This window comes from Nocardia transvalensis NBRC 15921 (assembly GCF_000308875.1).
In the GTDB taxonomy this organism is placed as follows: Bacteria; Actinomycetota; Actinomycetes; order Mycobacteriales; family Mycobacteriaceae; genus Nocardia; species Nocardia transvalensis.
In genome coordinates this window covers 46,505-63,934 of record NZ_BAGL01000019.1, presented here as the reverse complement: position 1 = coordinate 63,934, position 17,430 = coordinate 46,505, and the positions used below count along the sequence as shown (strand labels likewise).

Genomic DNA, 17,430 nt, shown 5'->3' with positions numbered 1-17,430 from the left:
TCGCCTCAGCGGTTGGTGAAGTCCGCGGGGCGCTTCTCGACGAAGGCGGTCATGCCTTCTTTCTGGTCCTCGGTGGCGAAGAGGGAGTGGAAGACGCGGCGTTCGAAGCGGAGGCCCTCGGTGAGGGTGGTCTCGTAGGAGCGGTTGACCGCCTCCTTCGCGATGATCACCGACGGCAGCGACATGGAGGCGATGGTCTCGGCCACCTCGAGGGCGGTCGCCACCAGGTCGGCCGCGGGGACGATGCGGGCGACCAGACCCGCGCGCTCGGCCTCCTCGGCGCCCATGTTGCGGCCGGTCAGCACCAGATCCATGGCCTTGGCCTTGCCGACGGCGCGGGTGAGGCGCTGCGAGCCGCCCATGCCGGGGATGACGCCCAGCTTGATCTCGGGCTGACCGAACTTGGCCGTATCGGCGGCCAGCAGGATGTCGCACATCATGGCCAGTTCGCAGCCGCCGCCCAGGGCGTACCCGGCGACCGCCGCGATGATCGGCTTACGGAAGGCGGCGAGGCGATCCCACCCGGCGAAATGGTCGGCCAGGAACATGTCCATATAGGACTTGCTCTGCATCTCCTTGATGTCCGCACCGGCCGCGAACGCCTTCTCCGACCCGGTCAGCACGACCGCGCCGACGTTCTCGTCGGCCTCGAGCTCGTCCAGAGCCGCGGTGATATCGGTGAGCACCTGCGAATTCAGCGCGTTGAGCGCCTTCGGCCGGTTCAGCGTGATCAGGGCGACGCGACCCTTGCGCTCCAGCAGAATGGTCTCCAAATCGCTCACAGCTGTTCCTCTCCGGATCGGGTACGGATATCGGTGACGATAGCGGAGAAGTCCTTCTCCGCGGCGTCCTGGTTGAACCGCTCGTACAGTTCGGCGGCGAGCAGGCCGATCCGCCCGTCGACGCCGTTGTCGCGCAGCGCGTTCGCGGCCAGGCCCAGATCTTTGGTCATCAGCGCGGTGGCGAAGCCGGGCTGGTAGTCGTTGTTGGCGGGGCTGGTGGGCACGGGTCCGGGCACCGGGCAGTAGGTGGTCAGCGACCAGCACTGGCCCGAGGCCGTGGAGACGACGTCGAAGAACCTGTCGTGACTCAGTCCCAGTTTCTCGCCCAGCACGATGGCCTCGGACAGACCGATCATGGAGATGCCCAGCATCATGTTGTTGCAGATCTTGGCGGCCTGCCCGACGCCCGCTCCGCCGCAGTGCACGACCTTGCCGCCCATCACCTCGAGCAGCGGCAGTGCGGCAGCGAAATCCTCGGCCGCACCGCCGACCATGAAGGTCAGGGTGCCCGCGGCCGCGCCCGAGACGCCGCCGGAGACCGGGGCGTCCAGGGCCCGATGTCCCGCGGCCACAGCCTGTTCCGCGGCCTGTTTGGCATCGGCGACATCGATCGTGGAGCAGTCGACGAACAGCGTGCCCGGCGCGGCGGCGTCGAGGATCTCGCGGTAGACGTCGAGCACGATGCGACCATTGGGCAGCATGGTGACAACCACCTCGGCCTCGGCAACGGCCGCCACGGCGGTATCGATCACCGTGGCCCCGTCGGCACGCGCCTGCTCCCGCGCGGCCGGGACCGGATCGAAGGCCAGCACACGGTATCCGGCCCGCACCAGGTTCGCGGCCATCGGCCCGCCCATATGCCCGAGGCCCAGGAATGCGACAGTCGTAGCCAACTGTGCTCTTTCGTCCGTATGAGCGGGGCCTCCGTGGTTACGCATGCTGCCGCCTCCGGCCCTGACGCTCATACGGAGGTCCTTCCGGGGCAACGAGATCCAGATCGTCGTCGCCCAGTGCGGTGAAGTAGGAGTCGACCTGCTCGGCCGTGACGTCGTCGAGAGTGGCGGGCTGCCACTGCGGATCGCGGTCCTTGTCGACCACCTGCGCGCGGATACCCTCGACCAGATCGTGGCTGGACAGGGCGGCGACCGAGACGCGGTACTCCTCGTTCAGCGTCTCCTCCAGGGTGGCAAGAGTGCGGGCATTGCGCAGCGATCGCAATGTCACCTTCAGTGCCACCGGCGATTTCGCCATGACGTCAGAGGCCGCGGCATTCGCCGCCGCGGACGGATGCGCCCGCAACCGCGACACGATCTCCTCGACGGTATCGGCGCTGTAGCAGGCATCGATCCACTGCCGTTGCGCGACAAGCTCGGACGGCGGCGCGGCCTGGGCGAATTTGGCGATCGCGACCTCCGGTTCGGCGGTGCGCAGGGCCTCGAGCAGCGACGGAATCCGATCGGAAGGGACGTAGTAGTCGGCGAATCCGGCGGCGATGGCGTCACCGACCCCCATGCGCGCGGCGGTGAGCGCGACATGCGTGCCGATCTCTCCCGGCGTCCGCGAAAGCAGGTGTGTACCACCGACATCCGGGACGAAACCGATACCGGTCTCGGGCATGCCGACCTTGGAGCGCTCGGTGACGATGCGGTGACTGCCGTGCCCGGACAGGCCCACGCCGCCGCCCATCACGATGCCGTCCATGACGACCACGTACGGCTTCGGGTAGCGGCCGATGTAGGCGTTGAGGATGTACTCGTCGCGCCAGAACTTCCCCGACGGCGACCCCGCACCGCCGTCGGAGTCCTTGGCGTCCTCGTAGATGGCGACGATATCGCCGCCCGCGCACAGCCCGCGCTCACCCGCACCGGTCACCACGACCGCGCGCACCTCGTCGTCCTCGGCCCACTGCCGCAGCGCGGCCAGAACGGCCAGTGCCATCGGATGATTCAGTGCGTTGATGGCCTTGGGCCGGTTGAGCGTGATCAGGCCGAGCCCGTCGCGCTTGTCGATGAGAACCTCGTCGCTCATGTTGCTCCTACCACTGATCGGGCGACGACCACCCGCATGATTTCGTTGGTGCCCTCGAGGATCTGGTGCACGCGCAGATCCCGGACGATCTTCTCCACGCCGTATTCGGCGAGATAGCCGTAGCCGCCGTGCAATTGGAGGGCCTTGTTGGCCACTTCGAAGCCGGCGTCGGTGGTGAAGCGCTTGGCCATCGCGCAGAGTTCCACCTTGTCGCCGGCATCGGCGTCGAGCGCGGCCGCGGCCCGCCACAGCAGCGTCCGGGACGCCTCCACCGCGGTACGCATATCGGCCAGCTCGAATTGCAGCGCCGGATTGTCCAGCAGCCGTGCGCCGAATGCCTCGCGCTGCGCGAGATACGAGACGGTCCTGTCCAGCGCCGCCTGCGCGCCGCCGAGCGAGCACGCCGCGATATTGAGCCGCCCACCGTTGAGGCCGTTCATGGCGATGCGGAACCCGTTGCCCTCCGCGCCGAGCAGATTCGCCGCGGGCACCCGTGCCTCGTCGAAGACGACCTGCCGGGTGGGCTGCGCGTTCCAGCCCATCTTCTTCTCGTTGGCGCCGAACGAGATTCCGGGGGTGTCGGCCGGCACGATGAACGCGGAGATGCCACCGGCGCCGGAATCTCCGGTGCGTGCCATCACCACATACACATCGGTGCTGCCCGCGCCGGAGATGAATTGCTTGACGCCGGTGAGCAGATAGTCGTCACCGTCGCGAACGGCCTTGGTGCTCAACGCCGCCGCGTCCGAGCCGACCCCGGGCTCGGTCAGCGCGTAGCTGCCGAGCTGGTCCATCGCCGTCAGGCCCGGCAGCCACCGATGACGTTGCGCCTCATTGCCGTAACTGTCGATCATCCACGCCACCATGTTGTGGATGGAGATGTACGCGGCGATCGCCGGACATCCGGTCGCCAGCTGCTCGAAGACACGGACCGCGTCCAACCGGCGCAGTCCGGACCCGCCCACGTCCTCGCCGACGTAGACGCCGCCCATGCCGAGCGAGCCCGCCTTGCGCACCACATCGACCGGGAAGTGTTTGCGCTCATCCCATTCCAGGGCGTGCGGCGCGAGCAGTTCGTCGGCGAAACCACGCGCGGTCTCGGTGATCGCCCTCTCGTCCTCGTCGAGTTGGAACACGCTCAATCCATCGTCGGGATGACGAAGGCATTGGACTCCTTGAGTCCCTTCGGCCAGCGCTGCGTCACCGTCTTGGTCTTGGTGTAGAAGCGGATGGAGTCGGGGCCGTGCTGGTTGAGATCGCCGAAGCCGGAACGCTTCCAGCCGCCGAAGGTGTGGTAGGCGATCGGCACCGGAATCGGCACGTTCACGCCGACCATGCCGACCTGCACCCGCGCCGCGAAATCGCGGGCGGTATCGCCGTCGCGGGTGAAAATGGCGACGCCGTTGCCGTATTCGTGCTCGTTCGGCAGGCGCAGCGCCTCCTCGTAGTCCTTCGCGCGCACGATGGTCAGCACCGGGCCGAAGATCTCTTCCTTGTAGATGCGCATCTCGGGGGTGACGTTGTCGAACAGCGTTGCCCCGGCGAAGAATCCGTCCGCCGCACCGTCGACCGTGACGCCGCGCCCGTCGATCACCAGCTCGGCGCCCTCATCGACACCGACCTGGACATAGGCGTTCACCCGGTCCACGCCGTCGCGGCCGACCAGCGGGCCGAAATCGGCGCCCGGATCGTCGGAGCGGCCGACATTCAGCTTCCGCACACGCTCGATCAGCTTGGCGCGCAAGCGCTCCGCGGTCTCCTCACCGACGGGCACGGCAACAGACACGGCCATGCAGCGCTCGCCCGCCGAACCGTAGCCGGCGCCGATCAGCTGGTCCGCCACGTCGTCGAGGTCGGCGTCCGGCATGACGATCGCGTGGTTCTTGGCGCCGCCGAAGCACTGGGCGCGCTTGCCGTGCGCGGTCGCGGTCTCGTAGATGTACTGCGCGATCGGCGTCGAACCCACGAATCCCACGGCCTGGACGCGCGGATCGGTCAGCAGCGCGTCCACGGCCACCTTGTCGCCGTTGACCACGTTGAACACCCCGGCGGGCAGCCCCGCCTCGAGGAACAGCTCGGCCAGCCGCAGCGGCACGGACGGATCGCGCTCGGAAGGCTTGAGCACGAACGCGTTTCCGCACGCCAGTGCCGGACCGGCCTTCCACAGCGGGATCATGGCCGGGAAGTTGAACGGCGTGATGCCCGCGACCACGCCCAGCGGCTGGCGCAGCGAATACACGTCGATGCCGGTGCCCGCGCTCTCGGTGTACTCACCCTTGAGCAGATGCGGTATGCCGGTGGCGAATTCGACGACCTCGAGCCCGCGCTGGATATCGCCCTTGGCGTCCGCGATGGTCTTGCCGTGCTCCGACGACAGCAGCGCCGCGAGCGAATCCATCTCGTCCTGCACCAGCGTCAGGAACTTCATCAGCACCCGCGCCCGCTTCTGCGGGTTGAACGCCGCCCACTCCGGCTGCGCGGCGGCCGCGTTCGCCACGGCCGCCTCGACCTCGGCCACGCCGGCCAGCGGCACCCGCGCCTGCACCTGCCCCACGCTCGGGTCGTAGACGTCACCGAACGTGCCGGACGACCCGGCCACATGCTTCCCGCCGATGAAATGTGTCAGTTCACGAACCATGCCAGTGCCGTCCTCGGAGTCGACGTGGTGGCGCACGACGACGCACCACCGGATGTGCGGTCATCCTATAGTTGGACGTCCAAGTATTTCTAGACGGTTGCCCGAGGTGTGCTCTACGCCACTTCGCGATGGTTCCTCGTCAGCGCTCCGGGCCGAGTTCGACCATGGTCCCGGGATGGGCGAGCGAGGCGACCCGGATCGGACCGCCCTTGGCCTGATCGATGAGCTGTCCCTGCCAGGCCACGAAGCAGGAGGCCGCCTCACTGTCGTGGATCCGGTTCAGGGCCGGTGCGAGCTGCCTGGCGAGATCACCCTCGGCAGCGATCAGCTGGTCCCGATAAGGACCGTAGTAGGGCAGGATCGCTTCCAGCACAACGGCTTCCACGCCCTGAACCTGCGCGATCACCGGATCGATGAGCGGCTGGTACCCGCGGATCACCGGCGCGATCTCCGCGAGCGTGGGCCCGGCCAGTTGCAGCAGCGGCTGATACACCGACCCCAGCGCGAAGGCCTCCGACGAGAACGGCCCCGCCAGCGGCGCCAACCCGATCAGCGACGCCAGACCACCCTGCTGCCGCGGCGCGGGCCACCCGAGCGGGCAGGGCGGCTGGGTATTCGCCGGAGCGGCGTCGAACAGATTCCCGGCACCGGGCGCCCCGGCCAGAGGCACAGAATCGCCGACGCCGGGACTTTGCGCACCCCCGTTCAACGGCACGGAAGCACCCGGGCCGGGACCGGTGGCCCCACCGAGCGGCACCGACGCCGAGGGCCCGCCCGGGGCCGCCGACGCTCCGGGTCCACCCAGCGGGGTCGACGCCGCGGGTCCACCCAGCGGGGTCGACGCCGCGGGCCCACCCAGCGGAGCCGATGCCGCGGGCCCACCCAGCGGAGCCGATGCCCCGGTACCCCCGGCGAACTCGATGCTCCGGGTGCCCCCGGCGCACCCGGAGCCCCGAGTCCACCCGGCGCGGCGGAGGTTGCGGATCCACCCGGCGCACCGGGTGCTCCTGCCGCGCCCGGCACTCCGGGCGCCGCTGACGTGCCCGGTGCCCCTGGCTCGCCCGAGGTTCCGAGGGCCGACTGCGCGGGCTTCGCGGCACCGGCAGGCCCAGCCTGCGACACCACCGCGGCAACCGGCTCGTCGTGGTCGCGGATGGTGAGCGCCGTGGCCGCGACCGTGCTGCCCAGCGCCGTCACGGCGGCGGCGATCCGGACGGCGGCGGTGAGCCACGGCTTCGGCGTCGTGGGGGAAGTCATCGACCCGAACTCCTTGTCGTAGAGCTTATTTCGTGGACGTGGGCGGGGACTGGGGTGCGGCCTCCGGAGCGGCGTCGCCGGGCTCGAATACGCCCTCGAGATGCCAGACCCCGGTGAAGCCGTTGAAGGGGCCGCCGACGATCAGGCTGGTCCACTGCAAGGTGAACTTCCGCGTCTTCGAGTCGTAGGTACCCGTGGCGGAAGGACCTTGGGGCGCATCGCCTTTCGGCTGGTTCAGCCATTGGTGGGCCACCCAGTCCCAGACCTTCTGCACCTGTTCGGTCCCGGCGACCTGAGCGCCCTGTTTCTCCGGCGGTTTCGGCGCGCCCTGGTTGAATTCCTGGTCGTTCCACGAGGCCGCCCACGACGACAGATCCGCGGTGAGCGTTCCGCCGTCGTTCGTGACCGTCGGCGGCGGGACGCTGCGCTGCGTCTGCGGATCGACGGGATTGGTGGAGGTCCCGAACTCGACCGCGAAGAACTTGGTCGGCTTCGTGATCGACGCGGCCAGCGAATTGCCGTGGTCGAAACCGGGATTCGGCTCGCTCTGGAACCCGCCCGTGCGCAGGCCGCCTGCGCTGCCGGGTTCCAGCAGCGTGGTCGAACCGCCCTGCGCGGGCGAATCGCCGTTGGGCATATACGGCCCCTTCTCAGCGGTACCACCGGGCTGCACCATGCGGAACCAGGTCCCGGTCACACCGACCCCGCTGACCGCGCCCGGCGTGAACCGGAGCAGCCCGACGAGGCGTTCGGGTCCTGTCGACGCCGGTGTGTCGTCGCCGGAGCATCCGGACAGCACCGCGACGGCCGATATCAGTGCCGCACCGAGAAGTGCGCGTGCCTTCATTTCCGAGTACCTCCAGGCGCGGTCGCGCTGTCCCGCTTACGTATTCCGGCCGCCAGCACCGCGAGGACGAGCGCGCCGGGCACGAGATAGAACCAGCCCAGCGCCCGGAACCCGCCGAACCCCAGCGGTTTCGTCGAATCGTTCAGCGCGGCCACGGCGTCGAAATTCTCGATGTTGTCGTTCATGGCGCCGATCAGCGCGGCGAACCGGGATGTCATGGGCTGCCAGCGCGATTCGAGCGTGGTGAGGCCCGCCAGGTCCGCCTCGGGATGCGCGGCGCGCACGGCGGGCAGGTAGCGGCTGTTCAACTCGCCGTCGGCGGCCACGAGGGTGACGAAGTAGCCCTGGACCTTTCGCACCTCGGTCTGGGTGAGCAGCGGCCGGAATCCGTCGATCACCGGCTGACCGGCACTCGCGGCGCCGAACAACCCGCCCACGACGGGGACGGCGACGAGCACCACACCCGCGAGCGCCGCCACCGACCGCGATACCGGCGCCGTCTCGCCGTCGGCCGCCCGTCGAAAGCCGAATACGCCTGCGGCGGTGAGTAGTACACCGGGCAGAGCCAGCAGCCAGGGCAGAGTGCCGAACGGCGGTAGACCCGCGAGGCGCTGGTAATCCCCGCGGCGCTCGTCGATCGTGTCGATCATCCCCGCGATATCGGAACGGATGCCGGGATAGTCGCCGACGAACTTGTCGATGCGCTCGGACCCGCCGGGCTCCTGACCACGCGCCCGCAGGTCGAGCACCGTCGTACGGGCATCGCCGAGCACGGCGAGATCGGAGCGGAACCCGGCCACCGCCGATTCGGACACGAACGGCGCGAAGCCGTCGATCATGGCCTCTCCCTTCACCGTTCGCGGAAACATCCCGGTCACGATCGGGACCACGATCAGCGCAACCCCGACAGCCGTCAGGATCACGAACGGCCATCGCGGCCGCGCCGCCCGCGCCACCTCCACACTGGACACGAAGTCCGCATAAGCGGGCAGCCCGGAACTCCGCGAGGCCGAGGTCACGAGCGCCGCCGCCCGGTCAGCCGATCAGCACTGAAGAAGGCGCCGGTGGCAACCACCGCGAGCACCACCAGCAACGGCACCAGCCACACCGGATCCCGCCGCCGCCCCGGAAGCTCGGCAGTCCTCGCCGCCAACGCGGGTTGCCCTTGCGCGACAGCAGCATTCCCGCCCGCCACATCCGGCGCACCGGAAGCAGGAGACGCACCGGGAGCGGGGGGCGCGGTGAGCCCTGACGCCGCACCGGGCACGGCCGACGCACCGGGCACAGACTGCACACCGGGCGCGGAGGGCGCACCAGACGCAGGCAACGCACCAGATGCGGGCGACCCACCGGGTGCGGCCGGTGCGGGTGGCGCGCCGGGCGCAGGTGGCGCAGCGGGCGCAGGCGCGACCGGGCACTGGCGAGGCGACCGGCGCGAGCGGTGCGCCGGGTGCGGGCGGGGCTGCGGCGGGCTGGGCCGGGACCACCTGGGCCGCCGGCGCACCCTGCGCGAGTCCGCCCCCGCGGTACTGCCCCGCCAGATGCCACAACCCGGTGAAGTTGTTGAACGGCCCGCCGACGATCTGGCTGGTCCACTCGAGCACGAAATTGCCTGCGGCGTCGATACTTCCGCGGACCGGGCTGGTCTTCCCCGGCAGCCCGCCGCCGGGTTTGGGCGCACCCTGGTTGAACACCTGGTTGTTCCAGGTGACCCCCAGACTGCTGAGATCGCCGGACAGCTGACCGCCGTCGGCGAGGATCTGCGGCAGCCCCGTCCCCGCCCCGGTTTGCGGATCGGTGGGGTTGGTCGCCGTGGCGAAGTCGACGCCGTAGAACCGGACCGGCGTGGTCACCCGCCCCGACCGGGCGTTGCCGGACCCGTCGAAGGCCGCGTCGGGTTGGGGCTGGTAGTCGCCCGCGATCAGCCCGCCGTCCGTACCGGCCGCCAGCGGCGTCACCGTCTGGTCGCTGCATCCCGAATCGCTGTTCTGGAGATAGGGCCCGCCCGCATCACCGGTCGGCAGGATCATCCGGAAGAAACTGCCGGTGACGGCCCCGTTCGAGCAGACACCGGAGGACAGCGCGAACAGCCCGTTCAGCGGAGCCGGGTCCGCGTGCGCGGGTGGGTTCGCAACCGCCGAGACACCGAGCACAGCCACCGCGGCGGCCAGCCGGTACAGGGTCCGTCCCATGACTTCGTCCTTCGATAGTGCGAGATGAATGCGCGGTTTCCCGGCAACACGTCCATGGCAACTCGAGTCCCGGCGGATGTCGCGGGTTGCGGTCAGGCTGAACCGAAATACGCCCGCAAACGTCCGGAAACCGGAGAGCGGGCCCGCCTGGCGCTGTGACTGGCCTCACCGTAGTATTAGTTTGACGTCCTAGTATCTGACGCCATACAAATCGTCGGAGGATCCCATGCCCGACCTGCACACACCGGTCCACCCCGTGCGCTTCGTGACCTCGGCCGCGCTGTTCGACGGGCACGACGCGGCCATCAACATCATGCGGCGCATCCTGCAGTCACAGGGCGCCGAGGTGATCCACCTGGGACACAACCGCGCCGTGCACGAGGTGGTCGACGCGGTCCTGACCGAGGACGCGCAGGGCGTGGCGGTCAGTTCCTATCAGGGCGGGCACGTCGAGTACTTCGAATATCTGGCGACCGCGCTACGCGAGGCGGGCGCCGGGCACGTGCGCATCTTCGGGGGCGGCGGCGGGGTGATCGTCGCCGAGGAGATCGCGCGGCTGGCCGAGTCCGGCGTGCGGATCTTCTCCCCCGAGGACGGCCAGCGGCTCGGGCTGCCGGGCATGATCAACGAACTGGTCCGCGACTGCGACGTGGATCTGTCGCTGACCCCGGCGCCGGTCGACGCCGTGCTGTCGGGTGAGCGGCCCGCCCTGGCGCGCACCCTCACCTGCCTGGAGCAGGACGCGCTGCCGGCCGCGGATCTGGCGGCGATCACCGCGGCCGCCGAGAACAAGACGGTCCCCGTGCTCGGCATCACCGGCACCGGCGGCTCCGGAAAGTCCTCGCTGACGGACGAACTCGTGCGACGCCTGCGTTCGGATCAGCAGGACAAGCTGCGCATCGCGATCCTGGCGGTCGACCCGACCCGCCGGCGCGGAGGCGGCGCGCTGCTGGGCGACCGCATCCGGATGAACGCCCTCGACGGCGATCACGTCTACTTCCGCTCGCTGGCCACCCGCGGCGGGCGCGAGCTGCCGACCAATGTCGAGGCGATGATCCTGGCCTGCAAGGCCGCCGGATACGACCTGGTCATCCTGGAGACGCCGGGCATCGGGCAGGGCGACGCGGCGATCACCGACCACGTCGATCTCTCGATGTACGTGATGACGCCCGAGTTCGGCGCGGCCTCGCAGCTCGAGAAGATCGATATGCTCGACTACGCGGATGTGGTGGCGATCAACAAGTTCGAGCGCCGCGGCGCCGCGGACGCGCTGCGCGACGTCTCGCGCCAGCTGGTCCGCAACCGCGAGGCGTTCGGCGCCTCCCCCGACGACATGCCCGTCTACGGCACCAGCGCCGCGACCTTCAACGACGACGGCGTCACCGCCCTGTACCAGCACCTGGCCGCGCGGCTGGGCGAGCTGGGCCTGCCCCTGGAATCCGGTGCGCTGCCGAGGGTGAACACCAAGTTCTCCACCCGCTTCGCCCAGATCATCCCGCCGTCGCGAGTGCGGTATCTGGCGGAGATCGCCGAGACGGTGCGGGATTATCACGCTGATACTGTTCGGCAAGTCGCTGCGGCACAACGGGTTCAGCGGTTGGAGCAGGTCCTGGACGAACTCGGAGGTTCGCCGGACGCTGCCACCTCCTCCACGGCCACCACCACTTCGTTTTCCCGGCATGCTTTTGGCCGGGAACCTTCGCGAGATTCCGGCCAAAAGCATGCCGGAAGCATGGAAGCACAGCTTGCGGTCGGCGCCTTGCTGGACCAAGCCCGCACCGACCTGGCCCCCGAAAACACTGCCCTGCTGAGCGATTGGCCCGCCGTCGCCGAGTCGTACAAGGGCGAGGAGCAGGTGGTGAAGGTTCGCGATCGCGAGCTGCGCACCACGCTGCGCCGGACGTCGCTGTCGGGCAGCTCGATTCCGCGCGTCGCCCTCCCCCGCTTCACCGATCACGGTGAGCTGCTGCGGTTCCTGCGGTCGGAGAATCTGCCGGGGCGGTTCCCGTTCACGGCCGGGGTGTTCGCGTTCAAGCGGGACAACGAAGATCCGGCGCGCATGTTCGCCGGTGAGGGCGATCCGTTCCGCACCAACCGGCGGTTCAAGGTGCTGTCCGAGCATTCGGACGCGAAACGCCTGTCCACCGCCTTCGATTCGGTGACCCTCTACGGCCACGACCCGGCCGAGCGTCCCGACATCTACGGCAAGGTCGGCACCTCCGGGGTCTCCATCGCCACGCTCGACGATATGAAGGCGCTGTACGACGGCTTCGACCTGACCGCGCCCACCACATCGGTCTCGATGACCATCAACGGCCCGGCGCCGACCATCCTGGCCTTCTTCCTCAACACCGCGATCGACCGCGCCACAGAGGGTTTCACCGAATCCGAGGGCCGCGAGCCCACCGCCGAGGAAGCTGCCGAGATCCGCGCGAAGGCATTGGCCACCGTGCGCGGCACGGTGCAGGCCGACATCCTCAAGGAGGATCAGGGCCAGAACACCTGCATCTTCTCCACCGAATTCAGCCTGCGCATGATGGCCGACATCCAGGAATGGTTCGTGCGCAACAGCGTTCGGAACTTCTACTCGGTGTCGATCTCCGGCTATCACATCGCCGAGGCCGGGGCGAACCCGATCAGTCAGCTGGCCTTCACGCTCTCCAACGGATTCACCTACGTGGAGGCGTATCTGGCGCGCGGGATGCATATCGACGACTTCGCGCCCAACCTGTCGTTCTTCTTCTCCAACGGCATGGATCCGGAGTATTCGGTCATCGGCCGGGTGGCGCGGCGCATCTGGGCGATCACCATGCGCGACAAGTACGGCGCCAACGAGCGGTCGCAGAAGTTGAAGTACCACATTCAGACCTCCGGGCGTTCGCTGCACGCACAGGAGATGAGCTTCAACGACATTCGCACCACGCTGCAGGCCCTCATCGCCCTCTACGACAACTGCAACAGCCTGCACACCAACGCCTACGACGAGGCCGTCACCACCCCGACGGAGGAGTCGGTGCGCCGCGCCCTGGCCATCCAGTTGATCATCAACAAGGAGTGGGGCCTGGCGATGAACGAGAACCCGCTACAGGGCAGCTTCATCATCGACGAACTCACCGATCTGGTCGAGGAGGCGGTGCTGACCGAATTCGAGCGGATCAGTGAGCGCGGCGGCGTACTGGGCGCGATGGAGACCGGCTATCAGCGCGGTCGCATCCAGGACGAGTCGATGCTGTACGAGCACCGCAAGCACGACGGCAGCCTGCCGATCATCGGCGTCAACACCTTCCGCAACCCGCACGGCGAGGAGCATCCGGTGCTCGAGCTGGCGCGCGGCACCGAGGAGGAGAAGCAGTCGCAGCTGAAGCGCACCCGCGAGTACCAGGACCACCACCGCGACGCGGCGCACGACGCGCTGGCCCGGCTGGAGGCCGCCGCCCGCGGTGACGACAACGTCTTCGACGTGCTGATGGACGCCGCGCGGGTGTGCACGCTGCAGCAGATCACCGACGCCTTCTTCACCGTGGGTGGTCAGTACCGCCGCAACGTGTGAAACCCGCCGATCTCCCCCGATCGACGGCCGGCCCGTGTGACAATCGCCTGGTCGCACGGGTTGCCGAGGCGAAAGGGCAGATATGGATCTGGCGGGTATCAGCGTCGTCGACGCGCACGTCCACCAATGGGACCCGCTGACGACGCCACGCGATTTCAGCACGCTGGCCAGGCTGTTCCGCTACCTGCCGATGTCCATCGACGCCGCGGCCCGCCTGGCCCCGCGGCGCGACCGCGAATTCGTCGGCGATCCCGACATCTACGTCCGCCCGTACCTGCCCGCCGACTATCGGGCCGATCTGGGCGAGGTCCCGGTCGAGGCGATCGTGCACGTGGAGGTCGAGTGGGCCGGGCGGGCGCCGGACGCCAAGGCCGACGAGACCCGCTGGGTCGCGAGCCTGCCGTTCGGCGTCGATACGCCCGCACTGGGCGCGATCATCGGCAGCGGCGATCCTGCCGACGACGGCTTCGCCGCGCTGATCGACGCGCACCAGTCGGCATCGCCGCTGTTCCGCGGCATCCGGACGATGGTGGCGCACCACCCCGACCCGAGCGTCCGATCGTTCTGCAAGGAGCCGGGCGCGCTGACCACCAAGCCGTTCCTCGACGGTTTCGCGGTGCTCGCCGAGCGCGGGCTGTCGTTCGAGGCCTGGGTGTACTCCCACCAGATCCCGGAGGTGACGGCGCTGGCCCAGCGCTATCCGGAGGTCACCATCGTGCTCAACCATCTGGGTACGCCCGCCGGGATCTTCGGGCCGGTCGGCAAGCGGACCGGCGCGGATCCCGGGCGGCGGCGCGAGCTGTTCGTCCGCTGGCGCGACGAGATCGCCACCCTCGCAACGCATCCCAATGTGGTCGCGAAGGTCAGCGGGATGGCCATGCCGATCCTCGGGCATCCGGTCCCCGTGCGCGGCAACCCGACTCCGGTGCCGGAGCTGCTGGACCGGACCGCGCCGATGCTGCATCACGCCTTGGACGTCTTCGGTGCGCAACGCCTCATCTGGGGCTCCGATTACCCTGTGGACAAACCGATTACGAGTATCGGCAACAGCGCCAGGGTGATCGTCGACGTCCTGGCCGACCACGGCGGCGGGGCCGCGGAACTCGAGCAGATATTCCGCGGCAACGCCCAGCGCGTGTACGGCATCGACGCCGAACTTCTCGCCTGAATACCTCGGCAGGACACCGTCACCGAAATTCGCGGCGCAGCCCGAAATACTCGACATCGGCGAAGAGTGCGACGACCGCCGCCCCGACGACCATGAACGCGATACCCCACCCGGTCAGCCCGATCATGCCGGTGAATGCCAGCACCAGCATCGCCACGGCGGAGACCGCGTTGGCGATGACGACGGTTACCGCGAGCCGCTCGGGAATCTCCGGGTAGCCGGCGATCAGCAGCAATGCCGCCGCCCCGCCGAGCATCGCGACCCCGAACGGGATCGACCAGGCCGTCGGCAGCCCCAGCGGATCGCGCAGCACCGGCGCGGCGGCCAGCATGACGACACCGAACAGGCCCGTGCTCCAGCCGTCCACGCGCAGCGCATTGCGCAGGTCGACGCGGGTGGTGATGGCGGTGGCCGTCGTCATAATCCCTCTCCTGTCGTTCCGGCGGCTCGAGCGAGCCGCACCGTCGAGGTTGCCGGGGCGGGCCCGCGTCCTCAATAACCTCCGAGGTCATGGCGGTACGCACCCGGATATGCTGCGGCAATGACCTCCACGGCGGCCTCCCCGGTGGGCGCGCTGCTGCGCGAGTGGCGGCAGCGGCGCAGGCTGAGCCAGCTGGATCTGGCGCTGGCCGCCGACACCTCCGCGCGGCACCTGTCCTACGTGGAAACCGGCCGTTCGCGCCCCAGCCACACCATGGTGCTACGCCTGTGCGAAACGCTGGATGTCCCACTGCGCGAACGCAATACGCTCCTGGTCGCCGCCGGATACGCCCCGGAATACCGCGAGAGCAGCCTGGACGACGCCGAACTGGCCGCCGCCCGCACCGCCCTGGACACGATGCTCGCCGCCCACGAACCGTTCCCCGCGGTCGTCGTCGACCGCTACTGGAATCTGGTCACCGGCAACCGCGCCATGGGCGTCCTGATGAACGGCATCCCGAAGCACCTGCTGGAGCCGGAGGCCAATGTATACCGCCTGGTCCTGCACCCGGAGGGCCTGTCCGCCCATCTCGCCAACGGCCGCCAGGTACGAGAACTGTTCCTGGAGAGACTGATCCGCCAGTCCACCGCCACCGGCGACTCCACCCTTCGCCACCTGTACGAAGAAGTCCTCGCCTACCCCGAACCCCCCGAAGACCCGGAACCCACTGCGGCCCAACCAACCCCATTCCAGGTCCCCCTCCGCATCCGCACCCCCATGGGCGAACTCTCCATGTTCAGCACCATGGCCACCTTCGGCGCCCCCGCCGACATCACCCTCTCCGAACTGGCCATCGAATTGTTCTATCCCCTGGACGAATTCACCGCCGCAGCCCTCCGCACGCTGGGCGCGGAGTACTAGACCGGCAGTTCGGGGAGGTACTGGGACGAGAGGAGGGCGGCGTGGGCGCTGGTGTGGTCGATGATGCGGGCGGCGTCGACGTCGATGGCGCCGGTGCGCCAGGCCGCGAGGAGTTCTACGAAGCCGCCGATGCCCATGAGGGTGCTCATTCGGAAGGTGGTCTCGTCCACGTCCGGGCGCAGGTAAGGTCCGGCGGCGGCGATGAGGAGGTCGGTGGCGTCGGTGAGCATCTTGGTGCGGCGGTCCTCGAGGACGGCGCTGCCCGCGTGGTCGGCCAGCAGGATTCGCGCGTGGCCGCCCGACTGTAGTTCCACCGCACGGGAAATCGCGGCGCGCAGGATGTCCAGCGGTGCGCGGCCGAGGTTTTCGGCGACGACGGCGGAGAGTTCGCCGAACACCTCGAGGCAGACCTCGTCCCAGACGGTGGCCAGCAGCTCCTCGCGATCGGCGAACTGCTCGTAGAAGTACCGGTCGTTGAGCGCCGCGCGGCCGCAGACGCCGCGCATGGTGACCGCGGCCCACCCGCTGTCCAGCCAGATCCCGAGGGCCGCCTCGATCAGGCGGGCGCGGCGTTCGGCGCGGCGCTGCTCGGGGGTGCGTCCGCCCCAGGTGCGCGCGGCGGCCCGGCTCGACCCTCCGGCCCGGTCCGGCTCCGACGGCGCATGCACCTCCATGGTTGACATTCTGCCCCGTCGCGCGCCTAATTGGTGGCAGGTGCGGCCAATGGTGGCATGCGACACCACTTGCCTCCTGGACCGCCGCCACACGGCTTCGGGAGTTCTCATGCGGCTCAACCCCTTCGGCGGCCCCCGCCGCACCCAGCGGGCGGATGCGGTGGTCACCGGCGCCGGCAGCGGCATCGGGCGGGCGTTCGCGGTGGAACTCGGCCGGCGCGGCGGGCGCGTGGTCTGCGCCGACATCGATGCCGACCGCGCCCGCGAGACCGTCGAGATCATCGGCGGCACCGGCGGAAAGGCCCTGGACGTCGCGTGCGATGTCGGCCGGGCCGAGCAGGTGACGGCGCTGGCCGACACCGCCGAGCAGTGGTTCGGCAACCCCGCCGAGGTCGTGATCAACAATGCCGGGATCGGCCGGGGCGGGGCCCTCATCGGACAGGTGGACCTGTCGGAATGGCATCGGGTGCTGGACGTCAACCTGTGGGGCGTCATCCACGGCTGCCACGTCTTCGCACCGCGCCTGCGCGAGGCGGGCCGCGGCGCGATCGTGAACACCGCCTCCGCCGCCGCCTTCGGATCGGCCCCGCGCATGGCGGCCTACAACGTGAGCAAGGCGGGCGTGCTGGCGCTGTCGGAGACCCTCGCCGCGGAGCTGGCGGGCAGCGGCGTCACCGTCACCGCGCTGTGCCCGACTGCGGTGAGAACCAATATCCTGCAAGACGTTCCGATCGACGACCCGGCGGTCGCGCGGCTCGGCGACGCCATGTTGCGCTGGACCGGCCGCTCCCCCGAATCGATCGCCCGCACCACCCTCGACGCGGTCGACCACGGAAAGCTCTACGTGGTCCCGCAGGTCGAGGCGAAGCTCATCTGGCAGTCCAAGCGGCTGCTGCCCGTCCCCTACACCCGCGCCGCCGGACTGCTGGAACGACTGGTGCGGTAGGGAATT

The 17,430-nt window shown here is 69.2% G+C and carries 16 protein-coding genes; 5 read left to right on the top strand and 11 right to left on the bottom strand.

All coding sequences use genetic code 11. The features are described from left to right. Positions 1 to 5: 5 nt before the first annotated feature. The 6 genes from ON41_RS07715 to ON41_RS38845 all read right to left on the bottom strand — a co-directional run bounded on the left by ON41_RS07715 (position 6) and on the right by ON41_RS38845 (position 6,118). A complete protein-coding gene (locus ON41_RS07715) occupies positions 6 to 782 on the bottom strand; it encodes an enoyl-CoA hydratase (protein WP_040746413.1) in 777 nt (258 codons plus the stop codon). After that, entirely contained in the window at positions 779 to 1,675 is an 897-nt protein-coding gene (gene mmsB, locus ON41_RS07710; RefSeq protein ID WP_040746412.1) for a 3-hydroxyisobutyrate dehydrogenase, read from the bottom strand. Before mmsB ends, ON41_RS07715 begins: the two co-directional genes overlap by 4 nt. A gap of 37 nt (positions 1,676 to 1,712) precedes the next feature. Beyond that, positions 1,713 to 2,810 carry an enoyl-CoA hydratase/isomerase family protein gene (locus ON41_RS07705; RefSeq protein ID WP_051161088.1) on the bottom strand — a complete coding sequence of 366 codons (1,098 nt, stop codon included), beginning with the start codon at positions 2,808 to 2,810 and terminating at the stop codon, positions 1,713 to 1,715. Then, entirely contained in the window at positions 2,807 to 3,946 is a 1,140-nt protein-coding gene (locus ON41_RS07700) for an acyl-CoA dehydrogenase family protein (protein WP_040746410.1), read from the bottom strand. Before ON41_RS07700 ends, ON41_RS07705 begins: the two co-directional genes overlap by 4 nt. Positions 3,947 to 3,948: 2 nt before the next feature. Beyond that, positions 3,949 to 5,448, bottom strand: a complete 1,500-nt coding sequence (locus tag ON41_RS07695) for a CoA-acylating methylmalonate-semialdehyde dehydrogenase (RefSeq protein WP_040746486.1) — start codon at positions 5,446 to 5,448, stop codon at positions 3,949 to 3,951. Positions 5,449 to 5,587: 139 nt separating this feature from the next. Then, the gene (locus ON41_RS38845; RefSeq protein ID WP_174411305.1) at positions 5,588 to 6,118 is read right to left on the bottom strand and encodes a hypothetical protein; all 531 of its coding nucleotides are present in this window, start codon (positions 6,116 to 6,118) and stop codon (positions 5,588 to 5,590) included. Positions 6,119 to 6,601: 483 nt separating this feature from the next. On the opposite strand from ON41_RS38845, the gene ON41_RS43375 reads away from it, so the two are divergent. Then, complete coding sequence (locus ON41_RS43375) at positions 6,602 to 6,727, top strand: hypothetical protein (RefSeq protein ID WP_276325722.1); 126 nt, start codon at positions 6,602 to 6,604, stop codon at positions 6,725 to 6,727. Between the two features lie 3 nt (positions 6,728 to 6,730). On the opposite strand, the gene ON41_RS07685 is transcribed toward ON41_RS43375, so the two are convergent. The 3 genes from ON41_RS07685 to ON41_RS42950 form a co-directional block, all read right to left on the bottom strand. After that, the gene (locus ON41_RS07685) at positions 6,731 to 7,552 is read right to left on the bottom strand and encodes a hypothetical protein (RefSeq protein WP_040746408.1); all 822 of its coding nucleotides are present in this window, start codon (positions 7,550 to 7,552) and stop codon (positions 6,731 to 6,733) included. Then, positions 7,549 to 8,523, bottom strand: a complete 975-nt coding sequence (locus tag ON41_RS07680; RefSeq protein WP_157185398.1) for a hypothetical protein — start codon at positions 8,521 to 8,523, stop codon at positions 7,549 to 7,551. The genes ON41_RS07685 and ON41_RS07680 overlap by 4 nt, the downstream gene beginning before the upstream one ends. 72 nt (positions 8,524 to 8,595) lie before the next feature. Then, on the bottom strand, positions 8,596 to 9,744 hold the full coding sequence (locus tag ON41_RS42950; protein ID WP_063709848.1) for a hypothetical protein: 1,149 nt from the start codon (positions 9,742 to 9,744) through the stop codon (positions 8,596 to 8,598). 226 nt (positions 9,745 to 9,970) lie between these two features. Here ON41_RS42950 and ON41_RS07670 point away from each other — a divergent pair, with 226 nt between their 5' ends. After that, complete coding sequence (locus ON41_RS07670) at positions 9,971 to 13,294, top strand: methylmalonyl-CoA mutase family protein (RefSeq protein WP_040746407.1); 3,324 nt, start codon at positions 9,971 to 9,973, stop codon at positions 13,292 to 13,294. A gap of 82 nt (positions 13,295 to 13,376) precedes the next feature. After that, positions 13,377 to 14,462: an amidohydrolase family protein gene (locus ON41_RS07665; protein WP_040746405.1), complete on the top strand. Its 1,086-nt coding sequence runs from the start codon at positions 13,377 to 13,379 to the stop codon at positions 14,460 to 14,462. 19 nt (positions 14,463 to 14,481) lie between these two features. Here ON41_RS07665 and ON41_RS07660 read toward each other — a convergent pair whose 3' ends face one another. Next, positions 14,482 to 14,883 carry a hypothetical protein gene (locus ON41_RS07660; protein WP_040746404.1) on the bottom strand — a complete coding sequence of 134 codons (402 nt, stop codon included), beginning with the start codon at positions 14,881 to 14,883 and terminating at the stop codon, positions 14,482 to 14,484. Between the two features lie 120 nt (positions 14,884 to 15,003). Here ON41_RS07660 and ON41_RS07655 point away from each other — a divergent pair, with 120 nt between their 5' ends. After that, a complete protein-coding gene (locus tag ON41_RS07655; protein WP_040746402.1) occupies positions 15,004 to 15,804 on the top strand; it encodes a helix-turn-helix domain-containing protein in 801 nt (266 codons plus the stop codon). On the opposite strand, the gene ON41_RS07650 is transcribed toward ON41_RS07655, so the two are convergent. Continuing rightward, complete coding sequence (locus ON41_RS07650; RefSeq protein WP_040746400.1) at positions 15,801 to 16,478, bottom strand: TetR/AcrR family transcriptional regulator; 678 nt, start codon at positions 16,476 to 16,478, stop codon at positions 15,801 to 15,803. The two genes, ON41_RS07655 and ON41_RS07650, sit on opposite strands and share 4 nt — an antisense overlap. Before the next feature lie 109 nt (positions 16,479 to 16,587). Between ON41_RS07650 and ON41_RS07645 the strand changes: the two genes are divergently transcribed. Next, complete coding sequence (locus ON41_RS07645; protein WP_040746398.1) at positions 16,588 to 17,424, top strand: SDR family NAD(P)-dependent oxidoreductase; 837 nt, start codon at positions 16,588 to 16,590, stop codon at positions 17,422 to 17,424. Positions 17,425 to 17,430: the final 6 nt, after the last annotated feature.

Coding starts and splice junctions, on each gene's coding strand:
- ON41_RS07705 (WP_051161088.1), bottom strand. CDS start 2,810: ATGAGCGACGAGGTTCTCATCGACAAGCGCGACGGGCTCGGCCTGATC.
- ON41_RS07695 (WP_040746486.1), bottom strand. CDS start 5,448: ATGGTTCGTGAACTGACACATTTCATCGGCGGGAAGCATGTGGCCGGG.
- ON41_RS43375 (WP_276325722.1), top strand. CDS start 6,602: ATGGTGAGCGCCGTGGCCGCGACCGTGCTGCCCAGCGCCGTCACGGCG.
- ON41_RS07685 (WP_040746408.1), bottom strand. CDS start 7,552: ATGAAGGCACGCGCACTTCTCGGTGCGGCACTGATATCGGCCGTCGCG.
- ON41_RS42950 (WP_063709848.1), bottom strand. CDS start 9,744: ATGGGACGGACCCTGTACCGGCTGGCCGCCGCGGTGGCTGTGCTCGGT.
- ON41_RS07670 (WP_040746407.1), top strand. CDS start 9,971: ATGCCCGACCTGCACACACCGGTCCACCCCGTGCGCTTCGTGACCTCG.
- ON41_RS07665 (WP_040746405.1), top strand. CDS start 13,377: ATGGATCTGGCGGGTATCAGCGTCGTCGACGCGCACGTCCACCAATGG.
- ON41_RS07660 (WP_040746404.1), bottom strand. CDS start 14,883: ATGACGACGGCCACCGCCATCACCACCCGCGTCGACCTGCGCAATGCG.
- ON41_RS07655 (WP_040746402.1), top strand. CDS start 15,004: ATGACCTCCACGGCGGCCTCCCCGGTGGGCGCGCTGCTGCGCGAGTGG.
- ON41_RS07650 (WP_040746400.1), bottom strand. CDS start 16,478: ATGGAGGTGCATGCGCCGTCGGAGCCGGACCGGGCCGGAGGGTCGAGC.
- ON41_RS07645 (WP_040746398.1), top strand. CDS start 16,588: ATGCGGCTCAACCCCTTCGGCGGCCCCCGCCGCACCCAGCGGGCGGAT.